18 protein-coding genes are annotated in these 18,907 nt (G+C 57.8%); 16 read left to right on the top strand and 2 right to left on the bottom strand.

All coding sequences use genetic code 11. The features are described from left to right. Positions 1–35 precede the first annotated feature (35 nt). The 5 genes from KCG39_RS21905 to KCG39_RS21885 all read left to right on the top strand — a co-directional run bounded on the left by KCG39_RS21905 (position 36) and on the right by KCG39_RS21885 (position 6,515). Positions 36–1,505, top strand: coding sequence for an N-6 DNA methylase (locus tag KCG39_RS21905; RefSeq protein WP_004128518.1), 1,470 nt, complete (start codon positions 36–38; stop codon positions 1,503–1,505). Beyond that, positions 1,505–3,259 carry a restriction endonuclease subunit S gene (locus KCG39_RS21900; protein WP_142467899.1) on the top strand — a complete coding sequence of 585 codons (1,755 nt, stop codon included), beginning with the start codon at positions 1,505–1,507 and terminating at the stop codon, positions 3,257–3,259. The genes KCG39_RS21905 and KCG39_RS21900 overlap by 1 nt, the downstream gene beginning before the upstream one ends. A gap of 215 nt (positions 3,260–3,474) precedes the next feature. Next, complete coding sequence (gene symE, locus KCG39_RS21895; RefSeq protein ID WP_032747749.1) at positions 3,475–3,810, top strand: endoribonuclease SymE; 336 nt, start codon at positions 3,475–3,477, stop codon at positions 3,808–3,810. Positions 3,811–4,263: 453 nt separating this feature from the next. After that, positions 4,264–5,175: an acetamidase/formamidase family protein gene (locus tag KCG39_RS21890; RefSeq protein ID WP_142467900.1), complete on the top strand. Its 912-nt coding sequence runs from the start codon at positions 4,264–4,266 to the stop codon at positions 5,173–5,175. Next, positions 5,172–6,515 carry an APC family permease gene (locus KCG39_RS21885; RefSeq protein WP_004128506.1) on the top strand — a complete coding sequence of 448 codons (1,344 nt, stop codon included), beginning with the start codon at positions 5,172–5,174 and terminating at the stop codon, positions 6,513–6,515. Before KCG39_RS21890 ends, KCG39_RS21885 begins: the two co-directional genes overlap by 4 nt. Before the next feature lie 265 nt (positions 6,516–6,780). On the opposite strand, the gene KCG39_RS21880 is transcribed toward KCG39_RS21885, so the two are convergent. After that, a complete protein-coding gene (locus KCG39_RS21880) occupies positions 6,781–7,224 on the bottom strand; it encodes a FosA family fosfomycin resistance glutathione transferase (RefSeq protein WP_049114456.1) in 444 nt (147 codons plus the stop codon). Further along, on the bottom strand, positions 7,218–8,126 hold the full coding sequence (locus KCG39_RS21875) for a LysR family transcriptional regulator (protein WP_142467901.1): 909 nt from the start codon (positions 8,124–8,126) through the stop codon (positions 7,218–7,220). Before KCG39_RS21875 ends, KCG39_RS21880 begins: the two co-directional genes overlap by 7 nt. Before the next feature lie 87 nt (positions 8,127–8,213). Between KCG39_RS21875 and KCG39_RS21870 the strand changes: the two genes are divergently transcribed. The 11 genes from KCG39_RS21870 (at position 8,214) to cutC (ending at position 18,863) form a co-directional block, all read left to right on the top strand. Then, positions 8,214–8,996 carry an NAD(P)H-dependent oxidoreductase gene (locus KCG39_RS21870; RefSeq protein ID WP_142467902.1) on the top strand — a complete coding sequence of 261 codons (783 nt, stop codon included), beginning with the start codon at positions 8,214–8,216 and terminating at the stop codon, positions 8,994–8,996. A 147-nt stretch (positions 8,997–9,143) separates the two neighbouring features. Continuing rightward, a complete protein-coding gene (locus KCG39_RS21865) occupies positions 9,144–9,728 on the top strand; it encodes a TetR/AcrR family transcriptional regulator (protein ID WP_049114454.1) in 585 nt (194 codons plus the stop codon). Between the two features lie 17 nt (positions 9,729–9,745). Next, positions 9,746–10,546: a winged helix-turn-helix domain-containing protein gene (locus KCG39_RS21860; protein ID WP_049114453.1), complete on the top strand. Its 801-nt coding sequence runs from the start codon at positions 9,746–9,748 to the stop codon at positions 10,544–10,546. After that, positions 10,543–11,061, top strand: coding sequence for a FidL-like protein (locus KCG39_RS21855; protein ID WP_004098240.1), 519 nt, complete (start codon positions 10,543–10,545; stop codon positions 11,059–11,061). The genes KCG39_RS21860 and KCG39_RS21855 overlap by 4 nt, the downstream gene beginning before the upstream one ends. A 406-nt stretch (positions 11,062–11,467) precedes the next feature. Then, a complete protein-coding gene (locus KCG39_RS21850; protein ID WP_004098239.1) occupies positions 11,468–11,746 on the top strand; it encodes a BMC domain-containing protein in 279 nt (92 codons plus the stop codon). A gap of 17 nt (positions 11,747–11,763) precedes the next feature. After that, positions 11,764–12,048: a BMC domain-containing protein gene (locus tag KCG39_RS21845; protein ID WP_004098238.1), complete on the top strand. Its 285-nt coding sequence runs from the start codon at positions 11,764–11,766 to the stop codon at positions 12,046–12,048. A 15-nt stretch (positions 12,049–12,063) separates the two neighbouring features. Continuing rightward, entirely contained in the window at positions 12,064–12,342 is a 279-nt protein-coding gene (locus tag KCG39_RS21840; protein WP_002442217.1) for a BMC domain-containing protein, read from the top strand. Positions 12,343–12,395: 53 nt separating this feature from the next. After that, on the top strand, positions 12,396–13,997 hold the full coding sequence (locus tag KCG39_RS21835; RefSeq protein ID WP_142467903.1) for an acetaldehyde dehydrogenase (acetylating): 1,602 nt from the start codon (positions 12,396–12,398) through the stop codon (positions 13,995–13,997). 26 nt (positions 13,998–14,023) lie between these two features. Next, positions 14,024–14,281, top strand: a complete 258-nt coding sequence (locus KCG39_RS21830; protein WP_004098229.1) for a EutN/CcmL family microcompartment protein — start codon at positions 14,024–14,026, stop codon at positions 14,279–14,281. A 15-nt stretch (positions 14,282–14,296) separates the two neighbouring features. Further along, positions 14,297–15,451, top strand: a complete 1,155-nt coding sequence (locus tag KCG39_RS21825; protein WP_004128484.1) for a 1-propanol dehydrogenase PduQ — start codon at positions 14,297–14,299, stop codon at positions 15,449–15,451. A gap of 25 nt (positions 15,452–15,476) precedes the next feature. After that, positions 15,477–18,863, top strand: a complete 3,387-nt coding sequence (cutC, locus tag KCG39_RS21820) for a choline trimethylamine-lyase (RefSeq protein WP_142445096.1) — start codon at positions 15,477–15,479, stop codon at positions 18,861–18,863. Positions 18,864–18,907: the final 44 nt, after the last annotated feature.

Below are 18,907 nucleotides of genomic sequence, written 5' to 3'. Positions count from 1 at the left end.
GAAGGCCTTATTGTTAATGAAACATGGAACACATCATGTCAATCAGCTCGGTTATCAAATCATTACAGGACATTATGCGCAAAGACGCCGGCGTGGACGGCGATGCGCAGCGCCTCGGCCAGCTCTCCTGGCTGCTGTTTCTGAAAATCTTCGACGCCCAGGAAGAGGCGCTGGAACTGGAGCAGGATAACTATCAGTACCCGATCCCGCAGCGCTACCTGTGGCGCACCTGGGCGGCGAACGCCGAGGGCATTACCGGTGATTCCCTGCTGGAATTCGTCAATGACGACCTGTTCCCAACGCTGAAAAACCTCACCGCGCCTATCGACAAGAACCCGCGCGGCTTTGTGGTCAGGCAGGCGTTCAGCGATGCCTATAACTACATGAAAAACGGCACCCTGCTGCGTCAGGTGATCAACAAGCTCAATGAAATCGACTTTACCAGCGCCAGCGAGCGCCACCTGTTCGGCGACATTTACGAACAGATCCTCAAAGATCTGCAATCGGCGGGCAATGCTGGTGAGTTCTACACCCCGCGAGCGGTGACCCGCTTTATGGTCGATCGCGTCGATCCGAAGCTCGGCGAGTCAATTATGGATCCGGCCTGCGGCACCGGCGGCTTCCTCGCCTGCGCGTTCGATCACGTAAAAAACAACTACGTGAAGAGCGTGGCCGATCACCAGACGCTGCAACAGCAGATCCACGGCGTGGAGAAAAAACAGCTCCCGCACCTGCTGGCGACTACCAATATGCTGCTGCACGGTATCGAAGTGCCGGTGCAAATTCGTCACGACAACACCCTCAACAAGCCGCTGTCGTCGTGGGATGAACAGTTGGATGTGATTGTCACCAACCCGCCGTTCGGCGGCACCGAAGAAGACGGTATCGAGAAGAACTTCCCGGCAGAGATGCAGACCCGCGAAACGGCGGATCTGTTCCTGCAACTGATCGTTGAAGTGCTGGCGAAAAACGGCCGCGCGGCGGTGGTGCTGCCGGACGGCACGCTGTTTGGCGAAGGTGTGAAAACCAAGATCAAAAAGCTGCTCACCGAGGAGTGCAACCTGCACACCATCGTGCGTCTGCCGAACGGCGTGTTTAACCCGTACACCGGGATCAAAACCAACCTGCTGTTCTTTACCAAAGGCCAGCCGACCAAAGACATCTGGTTCTACGAGCACCCGTACCCGGCGGGCGTGAAGAACTACAGCAAAACCAAGCCGATGAAGTTTGAGGAGTTCCAGGCCGAGATCGACTGGTGGGGCAACGAGGCCGACGGCTTCGCCAGCCGCGTCGAGAACGAGCAGGCGTGGAAGGTCAGCATCGACGAGGTGATTGCCCGCAACTTTAACCTCGATATCAAAAACCCGCACCAGGCGGAAACCGTCAGCCACGATCCGGACGAACTGCTGGCGCAGTACGCCAAACAGCAGGAAGAAATCCAGATCCTGCGCCACCAGCTGCGCGATATCCTCGGCGCGGCGCTCTCCGGTAAGGAGGCCAACTGATGGCAGTGGAAAAACTGATTGTCGACCATATCGACACCTGGACCACGGCGCTGCAAACCCGCTCCACGGCGGGGCGCGGCAGCTCGGGTAAGATCGACCTGTACGGCATTAAGAAGCTGCGCGAGCTGATTCTGGAGCTGGCGGTGCGCGGCAAGCTGGTGCCGCAGGATCCGAACGACGAACCGGCGTCGGAGCTGCTGAAACGCATTGCGGCGGAAAAGGCCGAGTTGGTGAAGCAGGGAAAAATTAAAAAGCAGAAGCCGCTGCCGGAGATTAGCGAGGATGATGAACATTTTGACCTACCTAAAGGGTGGGAATGGATACGCTTTGGTGATATATGTGAAATAGAAAGGGGCGGTTCACCAAGACCAATAAAAGATTACTTAACCAGCGAAAAAGATGGCCTTAACTGGATTAAAATTGGTGATACTGACATCGGCGGAAAATATATTACTTCGGCTGAAGAAAAAATAAAACCTTCTGGCCTTCATAAAACACGCATGGTGTACCCGGGTGATTTCCTTCTGACTAATTCAATGAGTTTTGGAAGGCCATACATTACACTGATTGAAGGTTGTATTCATGATGGATGGCTGAGAATATCGCCACCATCATTATTAGATAAAGATTTTTTATATCAGTTACTATCTTCACCTTTTATTGCAAAAGCGTTTAAAGAAAAAGCATCTGGTGCAGTAGTATTAAACCTCAATGCAGATAAAGTACGAGAAACATTTATTCTTGTACCTCCATTTTCTGAACAGCAGAGAATTGTTACAAAGGCAAATGAACTCATATCCCTCTGCGACCAACTGGAACAGCACTCACTGTCCAGTCTAGACGCCCATCAACAGCTGGTTGAAACCCTGTTAACCACGCTAACCGACAGCCAGAACGCCGATGAACTGGCCGAAAACTGGGCGCGTATCAGCGAGTATTTCGACACGCTGTTTACCACCGAAGCCAGCATTGACGCCTTAAAACAGACCATTCTGCAACTGGCGGTGATGGGTAAACTGGTGCCGCAGGATCCGAACGACGAACCAGCCTCTGAACTGCTCAAACGTATTGCGCAGGAGAAAGCGCAATTGGTAAAAGACGGGAAAATTAAAAAGCAAAAACAGTTGCCACCGATTAGTGATGGGGAAAAACCGTTTGCTATCCCAAATAATTGGGAATGGGTAAGATTCGGAGAGATTGGTGAAATAAAGGGTGGTGGAACACCAAGCAAGAATAATTCTGAATTTTGGGAAGGTGATATACCTTGGGTTTCACCAAAAGATATGAAAGTAGACTACATATCAAAAAGTGAACTCTCTATATCTCAAGACGCAGTACAAAACAGTTCAGTAACTCTCATCTCTGAAGAGAGCCTTTTGTTTGTTGTCCGGGGTATGATCCTTGCGCATACATTCCCTGTTGCTATTGCTAAAAAAGAAGTAACCATAAATCAAGATATGAAAGCTATATCAACAGATTTGTATCTTCCTGATTTTTTAATTAAAATGATGCAAGCCTGTTCAATCCGGGTGTTATCTTTAGTAGATCGCTCCTCTCATGGAACATGTAAACTTGTTTCTGATAAGCTTTTTAGCTTAGCCCTACCTCTACCGCCATTGAAAGAACAGCTACGTATTTCATCTGAAGTGGATAGCTTTATTAATAATTGTGAAAAGTTGAAGAAAACTATTAAAGCAACCCAACAAACCCAGCTCCACCTGGCCGACGCCCTCACCGACGCCGCCATCAATTAACCCGTTCCCATAAACCAATAAAGCGGCTAAATAGCCGCTTTATTCCCATCATCAGAAATAATCCTTCCCTTTATCCCCGCCATTATTTTCATTCATTTTCAGCTGGACTTTCCGTCTATTCCCTGATGATATATCCAGGTATTTTTCGCAAGACGCCCGTGCTGCAACACGAGCGCCTCGCTAATCACAATCCCTATTAACAAGGAATAGAGACCATGACTACCCCGCATTCTATTGCAGAATTCACCGATCCAGAAGTCTCCCCGCAAAATAACCGTAAAGGCACCGTCAGTTACGCGAGCCGCTTTGAAGATCGCCAGCATATCCCGGCAATTATCATGAAGGGCCAGTGGCTGGAAGCTGCCGGTTTTGCCACCGGCACCAAAATTGATATCAAAGTAATGGAAGGTTGCATCGTGCTGACGGCAAAGCAGCCGGAGCCGGAACTGGTGGAATCGCTGCGCCAGCTGCATAAGCTGTCGGCGCGCAAGCAGAAGCAGGTGCAGGCGTTAATCGGCGCGATCGCCGGGCAGAAACGTAAGCTGGCCTAAGCTAAATTCCCCGGCGGCGCTGCGCTGACCGGGGCTACCGGTTCCCCGTCGTCTGCGGGCCGGTAGCCCGGACAAGGCGCGTCAAGCACCGCCTCCGGGATTTCTCTTCTCCCTACACCTAAGACCTTATAATGCGCTCATATCACCGCATATATAAATAATCCTACTGCCGCACGCAGCAGCGTAATATGCTGGATAATAACCCCAGGGCAGTAAACAATTAGCGAATGACCACTAAAGCCAAAATAACAAAAAGTTTTTTGCTAAATAACCAGCATATAAGAAAACCCCACCAATATAGCTAACCGCATGATTCACCAGCAAATATATACCATTTATTTTTGAAAAAACTGACCTGATTGCCTTCCCATAATAATCCCGATACATTCACTCATTCCCTATACGGGAAACTCTAAATATAAAAATCACAACAATATAACCGGGATGAATGTCATGAAAATAACCAAAGATCGGGTGGTTTACGCCATGTCGCGGGATAACGCTCCTGTCGCTACCGTCAGCAGCGGCAGTGAAGTGCTGTTCGAAACCTGCGACTGCTTCTCCGACCAAATCACCTCCGCCGATGCCGTGTTCAACGAGCTGGACTGGCAGCGAATTAACCCGGCGACCGGGCCGGTTTACGTCGAGGGCGCCGAGCCGGGCGATGCGCTCAAGGTGACCATCAAACGCATTACCCTGACGAGCAATCAGGCGGTGATGGTCACCGCGCCGCAGCTGGGGGTGATAGGCGACGAGCTTGATGCCCCGAAGGTCACCATCGTGCCCATTGAAAACGACCATGCCATACTGCCCGGCAACGTGCGCGTCCCGCTTAATCCGATGGTCGGCGTGATCGGCGTCGCGCCTGCCGGGGAAGCCATCTCCTGCGGCACGCCGGATAGCCACGGCGGCAATATGGACTGCAAAATGATTACCGCCGGCAGCACCCTGTGGCTGCCGGTCAACGTTCCCGGCGCGCTGTTCGGGCTGGGGGATTTACACGCCGCGATGGGCGATGGCGAAGTCTCGGTTTGCGGTCTGGAAATCCCCGGCGAAGTGCTGGTCGAACTGACGGTGGTCAAAAACCGCAAGCTGCCGCTGCCGATGCTCGAAAACAGCGAGACCCTGTTTACCCTCGCCTCGGCGCTGACCCTCGATGATGCCGCCGCCATGGCTACCCGCAATATGGCGCATTTTATCGCCGACAATACCTCCCTGACGCTGGCGGACGCCATCAGCATCCTGAGCATTGCGGGCGACCTGCAAATCTGTCAGGTAGTCGACCCGCTGAAAACCTGCCGCTATGCCTTACCGAAATCAGTGGCTGAACAGCTCTCCTTGCGAATTGAAGGGGAGCAGGCATGAGCGTTGAACAATTTGGCTATAAGCAGGAGCTGCACCGGGCGCTGACGTTCCGCGACCTGCTGGTCTACGGCATGATTTTTATGGTGCCCATCGCACCGTTTGGCGTATTTGGCTACGTCTGGGACGGCGCGCAGGGCATGGTGGCGCTGGCCTATCTTATCGGTATGGTGGCGATGTTCTTTACCGCCATGAGCTACTGGTCGATGTCGCGCGCGTTTCCGGTTTCCGGCTCGGTATATGCCTATGCCCAGCGCGGTATTCATCCCATTGTCGGCTTTTTTGCCGGCTGGCTGATCCTGCTGGACTATATTCTGGTACCGTCGCTGCTCTATATCGTCAGCGCGGCGGCGCTGGCGCCCATGCTGCCGGGCGTGCCGGGCTGGCTGTGGATTGTCGGCTTTATCGCGATTAACAGCCTGATTAACCTACGCGGCATTACCTTTACCGCGCGCGCCAATAACACGATTCTGATCGCGGAGATCGTGGTGCTATCCGTGTTCGTCGTGCTGGGGCTGATTGCGCTCTACTCCGGCGCCGGGGCGGGCCATCTGACCCTCGACCCGCTCTATAACGCCGATAAGTTCAGCCTGCCGCTGGTGATGGGCGCAGTCTCCATCGCCGTGCTCTCGTTCCTCGGCTTCGACGGGATCTCCACGCTGTCAGAGGAAACGAAAGGCGGCGTAGATACAGTGGGTAAGGCGTCGCTGGGCGCGCTGATGCTGGTCGGTTCGCTGTTTATCCTGCAAACGTGGATTGCCGCCGATCTGGCGCAGGGCATGACGTTCAGCAGCCTCGATACCGCCTTCTACGATACCGCGAATCTGGCGGGCGGCGGCTGGCTGAAGTATGTCACCATGTGGTCGACGGTGATCTCCTGGGGGATTGCTAACGCCCTGGTGGCGCAGGCCGCCGTGTCGCGCATTCTGTTTGCGATGGCGCGCGACAAGCAGCTGCCGCAGCTGCTGGCGAAAGTGCACCCGCGGCTGAAAACGCCTTACGTTAGCACCCTGTTTGTGGCGCTGATTTCGCTGGCTTCCGGCCTGTGGTTCTATGGCGATATCGATAACCTCAGCCGTCTGGTGAACTTCGGGGCGCTGATGGGCTTCCTGGTGCTGCATATCGCCGTGATAAACCATTACATCATTCGCCAGAAATCGCGCAATCTGGTGGTACACCTGCTGTTCCCGGTGGTGGGCCTGTGCATTATCGGCTTTGTTATTTATGAAATGGACGCGCAGGCCAAGGTGCTGGGGCTAAGCTGGCTGGCGGTTGGCGTGGTCTATTACCTGCTGATGCGCCTGGTGCTCAAGCGCAATGTGGAACTGAAGTTGGAAGGCTAGCGCGATTTATCTCCCCGGCTCGCGCTACGCTTAGCCGGGCTACCCGATCGCACGGGCCGGTAGCCCGGACAAGGCGCGTCAAGCGCCGCCTCCGGGGAAACAACGCGCAATACAGCCTCCACTTTTCCCCGGCTCGCGCTGCGCTTAGCCGGGCTACCCGATTGCACGGGCCGGTAGCCCGGACAAGGCGCGTCAAGCGCCGCCTCCGGGAACAACGCGCAATACAGCCTCCACTTTTCCCCGGCTCGCGCTACGCTTAGCCGGGCTACGGGTTCCCGGCCGTCGGTTCGTCCTCGCCAAAAAACACCATACCTTTATAGGGCTTCGCCCGGCACGCCGCCAGGCGCTGGGCGAGGCTGCCGACGTGCAGCTCCAGCTTGTGGCCGTCCGGGTCGAGAAAATAGTGCGATGCGCCTTCGCTTTTGTTGGTTTTCCAAACCGGAACGCCAGCCGCATTCAGGCGCCCGGCAAAAAGCGCGAAATCCGCCTCCGCAATGCTGAAAGCATAGTGGGTGTAGTCGCTCTCCTCCGGCGGGGTAACGCGCCGCTGAGGGTCCAGCGACAGGCACAGCCAGAGGTCGCCGCAGGAAAAATATGCGCCGTTATCCCAGCGGGCGCGCAGCGTCATCCCCGGAAGCTGCTGATAAAACGCCACGCTCGGCGCCAGCTGGCTGACCGCCAGGGTCAGATGGTTTAATCCGCTTAACATGGCTTTTCCTCTAATGACGTTACGATTTGCTGGCGCAGCCACCGATGCGCCGGATCGCGGTGCCAGCGCTCGTGCCACAGCATCAGCATCTCAAACCCGGCGACCGCCAGCGGCGGTTCAACCACCGTCAGCCCCTCAGCTCCGCGCACCAGCCGCTCCGGCAGCACCGCCACCAGCTCGCTATTACGCAGCGTCTCCAGCATAAACAGGAAATGTGGCACGGAAAGGACAACCCGCCGCGCCAGCCCGAGATTCGTCAGCGCGCTATCGGTCGCGGCGCTGAATCCTCCGCCATCCGGCGAGACAATCACCTGCTCCAGCTCGCAGAACTGCGCCAGGCTTAACGCCGACCGCAACGCCGGGTGCCCCGCTCTACCCGCCAGCACGTAGCGTTCGCGGAACAGCAAACGCTGATGCAGCCCGGGCGGCGCGCCGTCGCGCGTGTGAAAAAACAGATCGACCTCATCACGATCCGCCTGCTGAACCAGCCGCGCGGGCTGTAGCTCAAACAGCGCCAGGCGGCTGGCTGGAGAGGCGATGCGCAGGGTATTGAGTACCGGCAGCAAAATCGCCGACGCCATATAGTCCGTCGCCGCCACCCGCCAGGTCTGCGCCGCCGTGGCCGGGTCGAAAGGCTGAACCGGCGCTACCGCCAGCTCCAGCGCCAGCAGTGCATCGCGCAGCGGCCCGCGCAGTTCATCAGCGCGGGCGGTGGGCTGCATTCCGCGCGGCCCCGGTAGCAGCAGCGGGTCGGCGAAAATCTCCCGTAGTCTTGCCAACTGCACGCTGACCGACGGCTGCGACAGGCTGAGGCGCTGCGCCGCGCGGGTGACGTTATTTTCGCTGAGCAGGACGTTCAGCGTGCGCAGCAAATTGAGATCCAGCCCCTGGAGATTAATCATTACTATACCTGTCATTGAAGCAATTCATTTCTACTATAGCGTCGTCGACTCTACTCTGCAGCTCTCCATTGCTCAGAGGTGATTTCAATGAAAATATTACTGGTTTACGCCCATCCCGAACCGCGTTCGCTTAACGGCGCGCTGAAAGATTTTACCGTGCAGCATCTGCAAAACGCCGGTCATGACGTGCAGGTGTCCGATCTCTACGCCATGCGCTGGAAGGCGGGATTTGATGCCGATGACAGCAGCGCCCCGCCGGTCGGTGAAAGCTGGCGGGCAACGCGGGATTCGCAGTATGCCTTCGCTAACGGCACGCAAAGCGCGGATATCATGGGCGAACAGGAGAAGCTGCTGTGGGCCGATACGGTGATTTTTCAGTTCCCGCTGTGGTGGTTTTCGCTGCCCGCCATCATGAAGGGCTGGATTGACCGGGTCTACGCTTACGGGTTTGCCTACGGCGTCGGCGAGCACAGCGAAACCCACTGGGGCGATCGCTACGGCGAAGGCACGTTCGCGGGGAAACGGGCGATGCTGATCGTTACCGCCGGCGGATGGGCGGAGCACTACGCGCCGCGCGGAATTAACGGGTCTATCGACGATATCCTGTTCCCTATTCAGCACGGGATGCTGTTCTATCCCGGCTTTGACGTCCTGCCGCCGGTGGTGTTCTACCGCACCGACAAACTCGATGCACAGCGCTTCGCCGCGCTGCGCGAGGCGCTGGCCCGGCGACTGGATACCCTCTCTGAAACGCCGCCCATTCCCTTCCGTCGTCAGAACTACGGCGACTATCTGATCCCCTCTCTGAACCTGCGTCCGGATCTGGCGCCGGGCGAAAACGGCCTCGCTATCCACGTGAAGCCGATGTGAATCTCGGTGGGTGATATTCGCGGCTCGGCGAATATCACCACAATTCATAAGGTGAACTGTGAGCCTCCACGCAATAACGGCATCGCGCCCCGCTACGCCCCTTCGCATATTGATAGCGATCAAGAATAATCATACCGTCTGGTCGGTATGATTCGGGCCATGAATATGGAAGCCCAACATCGTAAAAAAGATCCCGTCCGCCTGTATAAGCAGCTGCTGGAGTCCGCGGCCACCATCGCCGGCCGGGACGGCATCGCCTCTCTGTCGCTGAACGCCGTCGCGCGCGAAGCGGGCGTCAGCAAAGGCGGCTTACTGCACCATTTCCCCAACAAGCAGGCGCTGATTTTCGCTCTCTTTGCCCGCCTGCTGGCGATTATGGAAGAGGCGATTTCAGAGCTTATGGCCGCGGATAACATCTCTTATGGCCGCTTTACCCGCGCCTATCTGCGCTATCTGTCGGCGCCGGAACTCACGGATACCCAGGAGAGCCGCCAGCTGATGGTGCTGTCGCTGGCCATGCCGGATGAACCGGTGCTGCGAAAATGCTGGCGCGACTGGATGCTCGACCATCTGGCGCAAGGCGATGAACTGGACAATAGCCATACCGGCACGCTGGTGCGCTATGCGGCGGACGGCATCTGGCTATCGGAATTAACCGAGGGGCGCACCATGAGCCCCGGGCACCGGCAGTCGCTGGTCAGCGATCTGACGAAGATGACGCTTCCTGCGTGAAGCATGTTGAGGCCACGATGCGCTATAACATCCATGGCCGTCTGATTTATGATGCAATGGACGGCACGCTAACGTTACCAGGAAGCGATGAGGCGGACAGCCAGCTGTCGATCACCGCCAACGCGCTGCTGTGGTTCTTCCTGCGCCACACCGAGGTGGTCAGCCGCGATGAGGTGCTTAAAAAAGTGTGGGATGACAACGGGTTAACCTCATCCAACAGCAATCTCAATCAGTACCTGAGCATGCTGCGCAAAACCTTTCGCCACTACGATATCGACAACATTATCGTCACCGTGTCGCGCGGACTGCTGCAGCTCAATCCGGATCTCACCATTGAGAGGCTCGACGCCAGCCCGGAGCCGGAACCGCTGTTAACGGCGGAAGTTGAGCAAGACGAAACCGCCGCCCCGGAAGCGCAGAAGGCCGTTCCCAGCCGCCACGCGCGCGGCACCTGCTGGTATCTCGCCGGCGGCTGCCTGCTCACCATCGCCCTGCTGCTGGTGATATGCAGTTTTCTCGGCGGCAACACCTCGCACCCCATCACCCTGACGCAAATGCGCCACAGCCAGTGCGAGCTGCTGGCCAGCGATGAGATGCTGCGCTCCGTTGCCGGAACCGCCTATGGCAAGAATTTTGATGCCGTGCGCCAGCGCCTGAAGCTGGAGTGCAAGCCCGGCGAACGCTTCGTCTTCTTCTATGGCGACCGGCTGGAAACCAACGGCCTGGGTCGGGTATTCCTCGCCCACTGCGCGATGCATGAAGATAACCCGTTCAGCTACTGCGATAACTATTTTTACTATTCATGGAAGCCGCAATGAGACTCGCCCCGCGCCCCTTTTTCGCCCTCTCCAGCCTGGTGTTTATTGCCGCCGCCGGGTTCTGCGCCTGGAAGCTGCTGCCGGTCGAAAACGGCGGGGTGATGAGCTGCTCGACCAAAGCGATTATGCGCTTTGAGAACATGGAGAAAGAGAACGTCAACGGCAATATCCATTTCAACTTTGCCGCCAACGGAAAAGGGTCGATGGTCGTCGAAGGCTATACCGATTCCGCCGCCGGTTGGCTCTATCTCCAGCGCTACGTCAAGTTTAGCTACACCAGCAAACGCATATCCACCACCGAGCGCCACTATCGCATCAGCAAGTGGGAATCCAGCGCCTCGTCCATCGATGAGTCGCCGGACGTGATCTTCGACTACTTTATGCGTGAGATGTCCGATAGCCACGACGGCCTGTTCCTGAACGCGCAGAAGCTCAATGAGAAAGCCATTCTTCTCAGCTCTATCAACTCACCGCTCTACGTCTGCACGCTGAAGTCCGGCAGCAAGCTTGATTAAGCTCACACCCGCTTTTCCTTCATCGCTTTCGCTTTAGTAAAACCGCACGTTTTGTATTTAGCCTGCCGAATAAAACACGATCCTCTCCACACTTCATACATCGTCAAATTACCCCCGATCTGCAATAAATTAGCAACTTGTTAACATCAGTTCGCCTCCGGCTAAATGGTGAAAAAAACGCCGCAATCGTCACTCAATTCGCCCCACCACCGCAGCACAAACGCATAAATCACCGGCTTATAAAATCTAATTTATAGAACAAAAAACTAAAAATTCACCTTGTGCAGATTTAAATTTCACTTCATTCGCCATTCCCTATAGTGAACCCCGAACGCCGCTTCCGCGTCCTGACGTCGTTACGCGGACGGTTTTCCCGAATCACAAAACCTGTTCTGAAGGAGAAACCATGGGTGATGCATTAGGGCTTATCGAAACCAAAGGTCTGGTGGCCTGCATTGAAGCAGCGGATGCGATGTGTAAAGCCGCCAACGTCGAGCTGATTAGCTATGAAAACATCGGCTCGGGGCTGGTGACCGTCATGGTGAAGGGCGACGTCGGCGCGGTGAAAGCGGCGGTCGATTCCGGCGTCGAGTCCGCGCAGCGCATCGGTGAAGTGGTGACCTCGCTGGTTATCGCTCGTCCGCATAACGACATCAACAAAATCGTCATTAAACACAAGGCCTGATGGCCAGGAGAACGCAAATGGGTGATGCATTAGGTCTGATTGAAACCAAAGGTCTGGTGGCTTGTATCGAAGCGGCAGATGCGATGTGTAAAGCCGCCAACGTTGAACTGATTGGCTATGAAAACGTCGGTTCCGGCCTCGTCACCGCGATGGTGAAAGGCGACGTCGGCGCGGTGAAAGCGGCGGTGGATTCCGGCGTCGAATCCGCGCAGCGCATCGGTGAAGTGGTGACTTCGCTGGTTATCGCCCGCCCGCATAACGACATCAACAAAATCGTCTCGCATTACAAAATCATGGATTAACCGGAGAAAAACCTGATGAAAGAAGCGCTTGGTCTGATCGAAACCAAAGGTCTGGTGGCCTGTATCGAAGCCGCGGATGCGATGTGTAAAGCCGCCAACGTGGAGCTGATTGGCTATGAAAACGTCGGCTCCGGCCTCGTTACCGCGATGGTGAAAGGCGACGTCGGCGCGGTGAATGCCGCGGTGGATTCCGGCGTGGAAGCGGCAAAACGCATCGGCGAAGTCGTCACCTCTCGCGTCATCGCGCGTCCGCATAACGACATCGAAAAAATCGCGGCACAGCACAAAGCATGACCTGACAGGGCGCGCCCCGTCTCCACTCTTTTAGTCTGATGAAGGATAGACTCATGATTGAACTGGATAACGATTTGCAGTCCCGGCAGAACGCCCGGGAGCTGGTGCGCAATGCCAAAAAGGCGCAGGCGATTCTGGCCACCTTTTCGCAGCAGCAAATCGACGCCATCGTGAAGAACGTGGCCCAGGAAGCGGCGCATCATGCCGAAGCGCTGGCGAAAATGGCCGCGGAAGAAACCGGTTTTGGCAACTGGCAGGACAAAGTGCTGAAGAACCGCTTCGCCTCGCTGCGCGTCTACGACGCCATCAAAGATATGAAGACCGTCGGCATCATTCATGACGATCCGCAACAAAAAGTGATGGACGTGGGCGTGCCGCTGGGGGTGATTTGTGCGCTGGTGCCGTCGACCAACCCGACCTCCACCGTCATCTACAAAACGCTGATTGCGCTGAAGGCCGGCAACGCGATTATCTTCTCCCCGCATCCCGGCGCCCGCCAGTGCAGCTGGAAAGCGATTGAAATCGTGAAGCGCGCGGCGGAAGCGGCAGGGGCGCCTGCCGGTAGCGTCGACGCCATTAGCCAACTGACCCTCGAAGCCACCTCAGAACTGATGCACAGCAAAGACGTGTCGCTGATCCTGGCGACCGGCGGCGAAGGCATGGTGCGCGCCGCCTACGCGTCCGGCACGCCGACCATCAGCGGCGGTCCGGGTAACGGCCCGGCGTTTATCGAACGCAGCGCCGATATCCCCCACGCGGTGAAAGATATCATCACCAGTAAAACCTTCGATAACGGCGTGATCTGCGCCTCCGAGCAGTCGATTATCGTCGAACGCTGTATCTACGACGAAGTGCACCGCGAACTGGAAGCCCAGGGCGCGTACTTCATGAACGAAAGCGAAGCGGCGAAAATGGCAGCCCTGCTGCTGCGCCCCAACGGCACCATCAACCCCAAAGTGGTGGGTAAAACCGCGCTCTATCTGAGCCAGATGGCCGGCTTCTGCGTCCCTGCCAGCACCCGGGTGCTGATTGCCGCGCAGACCACGGTATCGCATTCCAACCCCTACTCGCGGGAAAAACTGTGCCCGGTACTCGGCCTGTACGTTGAAGAGGACTGGAAAGCCGCCTGCCACCGCGTCGTGGAGCTGCTGACCAACGAAGGCCTCGGCCACACGCTGGTGATCCACACCCGCAACCAGGATGTCATCCGCCAGTTCTGCCTCGAAAAACCGGTTAACCGCATTCTGATTAACACCCCGGCGGCGCTGGGCGGCATCGGCGCGACCACCAACATCACCCCGGCCCTGACCCTCGGCTGCGGTGCGGTCGGCGGCGGCTCCAGCTCGGACAACGTCGGGCCGATGAACCTGCTCAACATCCGCAAAGTGGGCTACGGCGTTCGCTCCATCGATGAGCTGCGTGCGCCGGGCAGCCGCCCGGAACCGCAGCCGACCATCGTCAGCCAGGCAGCCGGCCCAAACCGCAGCATCTTTGACGATGAACGTTTTAACGCCCCGGCTGCCGCCACCGCAGCCCATCCGGCCAGCGCCGACGATCGCTTTGCGACTGCCGCCGCCGTCGGCGCGGACGGCGAGATTAATGAGCAAAACGTGGAACGCGTCATCCGCCAGGTGCTGGAACGCCTTGGTAAGTAACACATTGATATAAGGCGATAAAAACAATGATTCTCGCAAAGGTAGTCGGACATGTCGTCGCCACGCAGAAGTGCGATGAGCTACGGGGCAGCAACCTGCTGCTGATCGTCAAATTAGATGATGACCAGCAGCCGATGAAAGACCAGACCTGGGTTGCCGTTGATAGCGTCGGCGCCGGTATGCACGACATCGTGCTGGCCGAAGAATATCTGGCGCTCAACAAAGAGCGCTACAAGGCCATGTCGGTGGTCGCCATTGTCGAGAACGTGTTTCGGGACGCTTAAGGAGTCAATAACCCAATGAGTGAATTTTTGCTGAAACCCCGGATTCGCTTTGGTCAGGATGCGCTTGCCATCCTGAACGAGCTGCCCGCCCGCAACGTACTGCTGGTCACTGACCAGGCGATGGTTAAGTTTGGCCTCGCCGATCGCGTCACGCAGATCCTCAATGCGCGCGGCATCGCTTTCCAGGTCTGGGACGACGTGGTGGCCGACCCGGATATCGCCACCGTAGTGCGCGGTATGAAGCGGATGGATAACAGCTATCCGGATCTGGTTATCGCGCTGGGCGGCGGTTCGGTGATTGATGCAGCCAAAGCGGTTATTTTCGCCCTGGCGCAAACCCGTCCGGACGCTCACCGCGAGCCGCCCTGCTTTGTGGCGATCCCCACCACCAGCGGCACCGGCTCTGAGGTCACCGCCTTTTCGGTGGTAAAAGCCCACGCCGAGAAGCTGGTGCTGGTGGACCCGTCGCTGCTGCCGGATATCGCCATTCTTGACCCGGCGCTGGTGGCCTCGGTGCCGCCGGCGATCACCGCCGATACCGGGATGGACGTGCTGTGTCACGCACTGGAAGCCTATGTCTCCCTCGCCGCCAGCGACTTTTCCGATGCGCTGGCGGAGAAAGTAGTGCAGCAGGTATTTCGCTTTCTGCCGACCTGCTGGCGCAACGGTGGCGATCTGCTGGCGCGAGAAAAGATGCACAACGCTTCCTGCATGGCGGGCATGGCGTTCACCAACGCGTCGCTGGGCATCACCCACAGCCTTGCCCACGCGCTCGGCGGCGTGTTTCGCGTCCCCCACGGTCGCGCCAACGCCCTGTTGATGGCGGATGTGGTGGCCTGGAATGCCGATTATCACGGGCAGTGCGATACCGATGCCGCCCGCAAATACGCCCGATTAGCCCATCTGCTGGATCTGCCTGCGGCCACTACCCGCCAGGGCGTCGCCAGTCTGTTGGTCGCCATTCAGGCGCTAAAAGACGAAATGAGCATGCCGGCCGGCATCCGCGATACCGGCGTCCTTGTAGACGCGTTTGAACAGCGGCTGGCGGAGATGGTCGGCCAGGCGCTACGCGACAGCTGTACCCCGACGAACCCACGCGCGCCGGACGCTCACGCACTGACCGAACTCTATCGCCGGGCATGGACCGGCAACGCCATTCAGGGCCACTGATAACAAGATTTGGAGAACCTTACCCATGGCACACTACAGCTTAACGCCGCGCGTCAAAGTGTTGGCAGAACGTTTACTCTCACAAAAAAGCACCCTGTGCACCGAACACGCCACCACGCTGAACGCCCTTGATGGCGATATCGCCGGGGTTCCCGCCGCCGTCAAACCGGCGCGCCGTTTCTATGAACTGATGCGCCAGCTGCCGCTGTGCATCAGCGCCGACGAACTGATCGTCGGCAACCAGACCCGCAAACCGCACGGGGCGATTTTCCACGACGAGAGCGCCGTCCGTCGCCCGTCCGCGTTCCAGTTCCTCAACCTGAATAGCGACCTCGACTCCCCGGATTACAAGCTGGTGATCGAAAAAGGCGTACTGGCGATAAAACATCAGTTGGAAGAGAAAACCCGCGCGCTGGGCAGCGCCGTCAGCCGCAGCGGCATGGACGAAGTCAACGGCTGCCGCGCGGCCATCTACGCCTGCGATGCCCTGATGGCGCTGGCGCAAAACCTGGCCAACAGCGCCGAACAGCTGGCCGCCGCGGAAACCAATGCTTACCGCCGGGCGGAATTGCTGGACAGCGCCGCCATTCTGCACCACGTTCCGGCACATCCGGCGCGCAGCTTCAAAGAGGCGTGCCAGGCCTTTTATCTGTTCCAGCTGGCGCTCCAGCTCGATAACGGCAGCTACGCCGTCAACCCGGAAGGCGCCGACAAAGCCCTGCTGCCGTACTACCAGCACGATATCAACAGCGGCGCGCTCTCCCCGCAGCAGGCATATGAAATCGTCGAATCCCTGTGGTTCAAGCTGGCGGAACTGTGCGAAGTGCGCGCCGCCTGCGCGATCGACGGTTATCCGATGTTCGACGCCCTTCTGCACGGCGCAAGCCTTGAGAACGCGCGCATCAACGAACTCTCCGACATGTTCCTCAGCGCGCAGCACAACCTGAGCGCCCTGCATCTGCCGGTGCGTCTGTTCAAGGGCGTCCAGCACGTTTCCGCCGCCCCGTTTGCCGCCGCCGGCGAAACGCCGGCAGCAGAAGGGCTGACCCCGCGCATGCAGCGCCTGCGTAACCACTACCTGACCGTGCGCCCGAGCGTCTCTATCTACCGCGCGCTGGCCTTTACCGAAGTGGTCAAAGCCAACCCCGGCATGCCGACGATTCTGCTGCGCGCCAAAGCCTTCCGCCACGCCTGCGAAACCGCGCCGATTCTGATTCAGGACGATGAGCTGATCGTCGGTCATCCATGCGGCAAGCCGCGCGCGGGCGCCTTCTCGCCGGATATCGCCTGGCGCTGGGTGCGCGACGAACTCGATACTATGAGCACCCGTCCGCAGGATCCGTTTGAGATCAGCGAAGAAGATAAGAAAACCATTCGCGAAGAGATCGTGCCGTTCTGGGAAGGCCGCTCGCTGGACGAAATCTGCGAAGCCCAGTACCGCGAAGCCGGCGTATGGGCGTTCAGCGGCGAAACCTTCGTCAGCGACCTCTCCTACCACCAGATCAACGGCGGCGGCGACACCTGCCCGGGCTACGACGTACTGCTATTTACCAAAGGGATGAACGGCATTAAAGCCGACGCCGAGGCGCACCTTGCCAGCCTGAGCATGGAAAACCCGGAAGATATCGACCGCATCTACTACTACAAAGCAGCGATTGAAACCTGCGAAGGGGTGATTAACTACGCGCACCGCATCGCCGCCCGCGCCCGCGAACTGGCAGCGATTGAGCAGAACGCCCAGCGCCGCGCCGAGCTGCTGACCATCGCCGAGGTGAACCAGAACGTGCCGGCGAATCCGCCGAAAACCCTGCAGGAAGCGCTGCAAAGCATCTGGACCGTGGAGTCGCTGTTTGAAATCGAAGAGAACCAGACCGGGCTATCGCTGGGCCGCGTAGACCAGTACTGCTACCCGATGTTTGAAGCCGATATCCGCGAAGGCCGCCTGACGCACGACACCGCGCTGGAGCTGCTACAGGCGTTTATCATCAAATGCGCCGAGCTGATGTGGATGTCCAGCGAGCTGGGAGCGAAATATTTCGCTGGCTATCAGCCATTTATCAACCTGACCGTCGGCGGTCAGAAGCGCTCCGGCGGCGATGCCTGTAACGACCTGACCTACCTGATCATGGACGCCGTGCGCTTCGTGAAGGTTTACCAGCCGTCGCTAGCCTGCCGTATTCACAACCAGTCGCCGCAGAAGTATATGGAAAAAATCGTCGACGTCGTCAAAGCGGGGATGGGCTTCCCGGCCTGCCACTTCGACGACTCCCATATCAAGATGATGCTGCGTAAAGGCTTCGATTTCGAAGATGCCCGCGATTACTGCCTGATGGGCTGCGTCGAACCGCAGAAATCCGGCCGCATCTATCAGTGGACCTCCACCGGCTACACCCAGTGGCCCATCGCCATTGAGTTCGTTTTAAACCGCGGTCGGATGGTGCTGTTTGACAGCTATCAGGGGCTGGATACCGGCGACCTGCGCGACCTGCGCACTTTCGAAGAATTCGACGCGGCGGTAAAACAGCAGATTGCCCATATCGTGCGCCTGTCGGCGATCGGCACCGTCATCAGCCAGCGCGTGCACCGCGACGTGGCGCCGAAGCCGCTGATGTCGCTGCTGGTGGAAGGCTGCATGGAAAAAGGCAAAGACGTTGCCGCCGGCGGCGCGATGATCAACCACGGCCCGGGGCTGATCTTCTCCGGTCTGGCGACCTACGTCGACTCCATGGCGGCGATTCGTAAGCTGGTGTTTGAAGATAAGAAATACACCCTCGAGCAGGTACGCGATGCGCTGCTGGCGAACTTCGAAGGCTTTGAAGGCCTGCGCCGCGACTGCCTCAACGCGCCGAAATACGGCAACGATGATAACTACGTCGATCGGTATGCGCTGGATATCACCGAGTGGACCGAGCGCGAGTGCCGTAAGTACAAGATGCTCTACTCCACCCTGAGCCACGGCACCCTGTCCATCTCCAACAACACGCCGATCGGCGAGCTGACCAACGCCACGCCGAACGGTCGCCTGGCGTGGATGCCGCTCTCCGACGGCATCAGCCCGACTCAGGGCGCGGATAAGCAGGGCCCGACGGCGATCATCAAGTCGGTGAGCAAGATGAACGTTGAAACCATGAACATCGGCATGGTGCACAACTTCAAGTTCCTCAAAGGGCTGCTGGATACCCCGGAAGGTCGTCACGGCCTGATTACCCTGCTGCGCACCGCGTCGATTCTCGGCAACGGCCAAATGCAGTTCAGCTATGTCGATAACGACGTGCTGAAAAAAGCCCAGCAGGAGCCGGAAAAATATCGCGACCTGATCGTCCGCGTCGCGGGCTACAGCGCCTACTTCGTTGAGCTGTGTAAAGAAGTTCAGGACGAGATCATCAGCCGTACGGTCATCGAGAAGTTCTGATAAAGACACGGACGTTTTTGGACACGGATGTCCCGATCGTTTTT

Origin of the sequence: Klebsiella pasteurii, assembly GCF_018139045.1 — a bacterium.
Taxonomy (GTDB): domain Bacteria; phylum Pseudomonadota; class Gammaproteobacteria; order Enterobacterales; family Enterobacteriaceae; genus Klebsiella; species Klebsiella grimontii.
The sequence above is the reverse complement of the archived record's forward strand: the minus strand, read 5'-3'. Positions and strand labels throughout refer to the sequence as shown.

Excerpts from the sequence above, each read along its gene's own strand:
- KCG39_RS21905 (WP_004128518.1), top strand. The coding sequence starts at position 36 with ATGTCAATCAGCTCGGTTATCAAATCATTACAGGACATTATGCGCAAA.
- KCG39_RS21900 (WP_142467899.1), top strand. The coding sequence starts at position 1,505 with ATGGCAGTGGAAAAACTGATTGTCGACCATATCGACACCTGGACCACG.
- symE (WP_032747749.1), top strand. The coding sequence starts at position 3,475 with ATGACTACCCCGCATTCTATTGCAGAATTCACCGATCCAGAAGTCTCC.
- KCG39_RS21890 (WP_142467900.1), top strand. The coding sequence starts at position 4,264 with ATGAAAATAACCAAAGATCGGGTGGTTTACGCCATGTCGCGGGATAAC.
- KCG39_RS21885 (WP_004128506.1), top strand. The coding sequence starts at position 5,172 with ATGAGCGTTGAACAATTTGGCTATAAGCAGGAGCTGCACCGGGCGCTG.
- KCG39_RS21880 (WP_049114456.1), bottom strand. The coding sequence starts at position 7,224 with ATGTTAAGCGGATTAAACCATCTGACCCTGGCGGTCAGCCAGCTGGCG.
- KCG39_RS21875 (WP_142467901.1), bottom strand. The coding sequence starts at position 8,126 with ATGATTAATCTCCAGGGGCTGGATCTCAATTTGCTGCGCACGCTGAAC.
- KCG39_RS21870 (WP_142467902.1), top strand. The coding sequence starts at position 8,214 with ATGAAAATATTACTGGTTTACGCCCATCCCGAACCGCGTTCGCTTAAC.
- KCG39_RS21865 (WP_049114454.1), top strand. The coding sequence starts at position 9,144 with ATGATTCGGGCCATGAATATGGAAGCCCAACATCGTAAAAAAGATCCC.
- KCG39_RS21860 (WP_049114453.1), top strand. The coding sequence starts at position 9,746 with ATGCGCTATAACATCCATGGCCGTCTGATTTATGATGCAATGGACGGC.
- KCG39_RS21855 (WP_004098240.1), top strand. The coding sequence starts at position 10,543 with ATGAGACTCGCCCCGCGCCCCTTTTTCGCCCTCTCCAGCCTGGTGTTT.
- KCG39_RS21850 (WP_004098239.1), top strand. The coding sequence starts at position 11,468 with ATGGGTGATGCATTAGGGCTTATCGAAACCAAAGGTCTGGTGGCCTGC.
- KCG39_RS21845 (WP_004098238.1), top strand. The coding sequence starts at position 11,764 with ATGGGTGATGCATTAGGTCTGATTGAAACCAAAGGTCTGGTGGCTTGT.
- KCG39_RS21840 (WP_002442217.1), top strand. The coding sequence starts at position 12,064 with ATGAAAGAAGCGCTTGGTCTGATCGAAACCAAAGGTCTGGTGGCCTGT.
- KCG39_RS21835 (WP_142467903.1), top strand. The coding sequence starts at position 12,396 with ATGATTGAACTGGATAACGATTTGCAGTCCCGGCAGAACGCCCGGGAG.
- KCG39_RS21830 (WP_004098229.1), top strand. The coding sequence starts at position 14,024 with ATGATTCTCGCAAAGGTAGTCGGACATGTCGTCGCCACGCAGAAGTGC.
- KCG39_RS21825 (WP_004128484.1), top strand. The coding sequence starts at position 14,297 with ATGAGTGAATTTTTGCTGAAACCCCGGATTCGCTTTGGTCAGGATGCG.
- cutC (WP_142445096.1), top strand. The coding sequence starts at position 15,477 with ATGGCACACTACAGCTTAACGCCGCGCGTCAAAGTGTTGGCAGAACGT.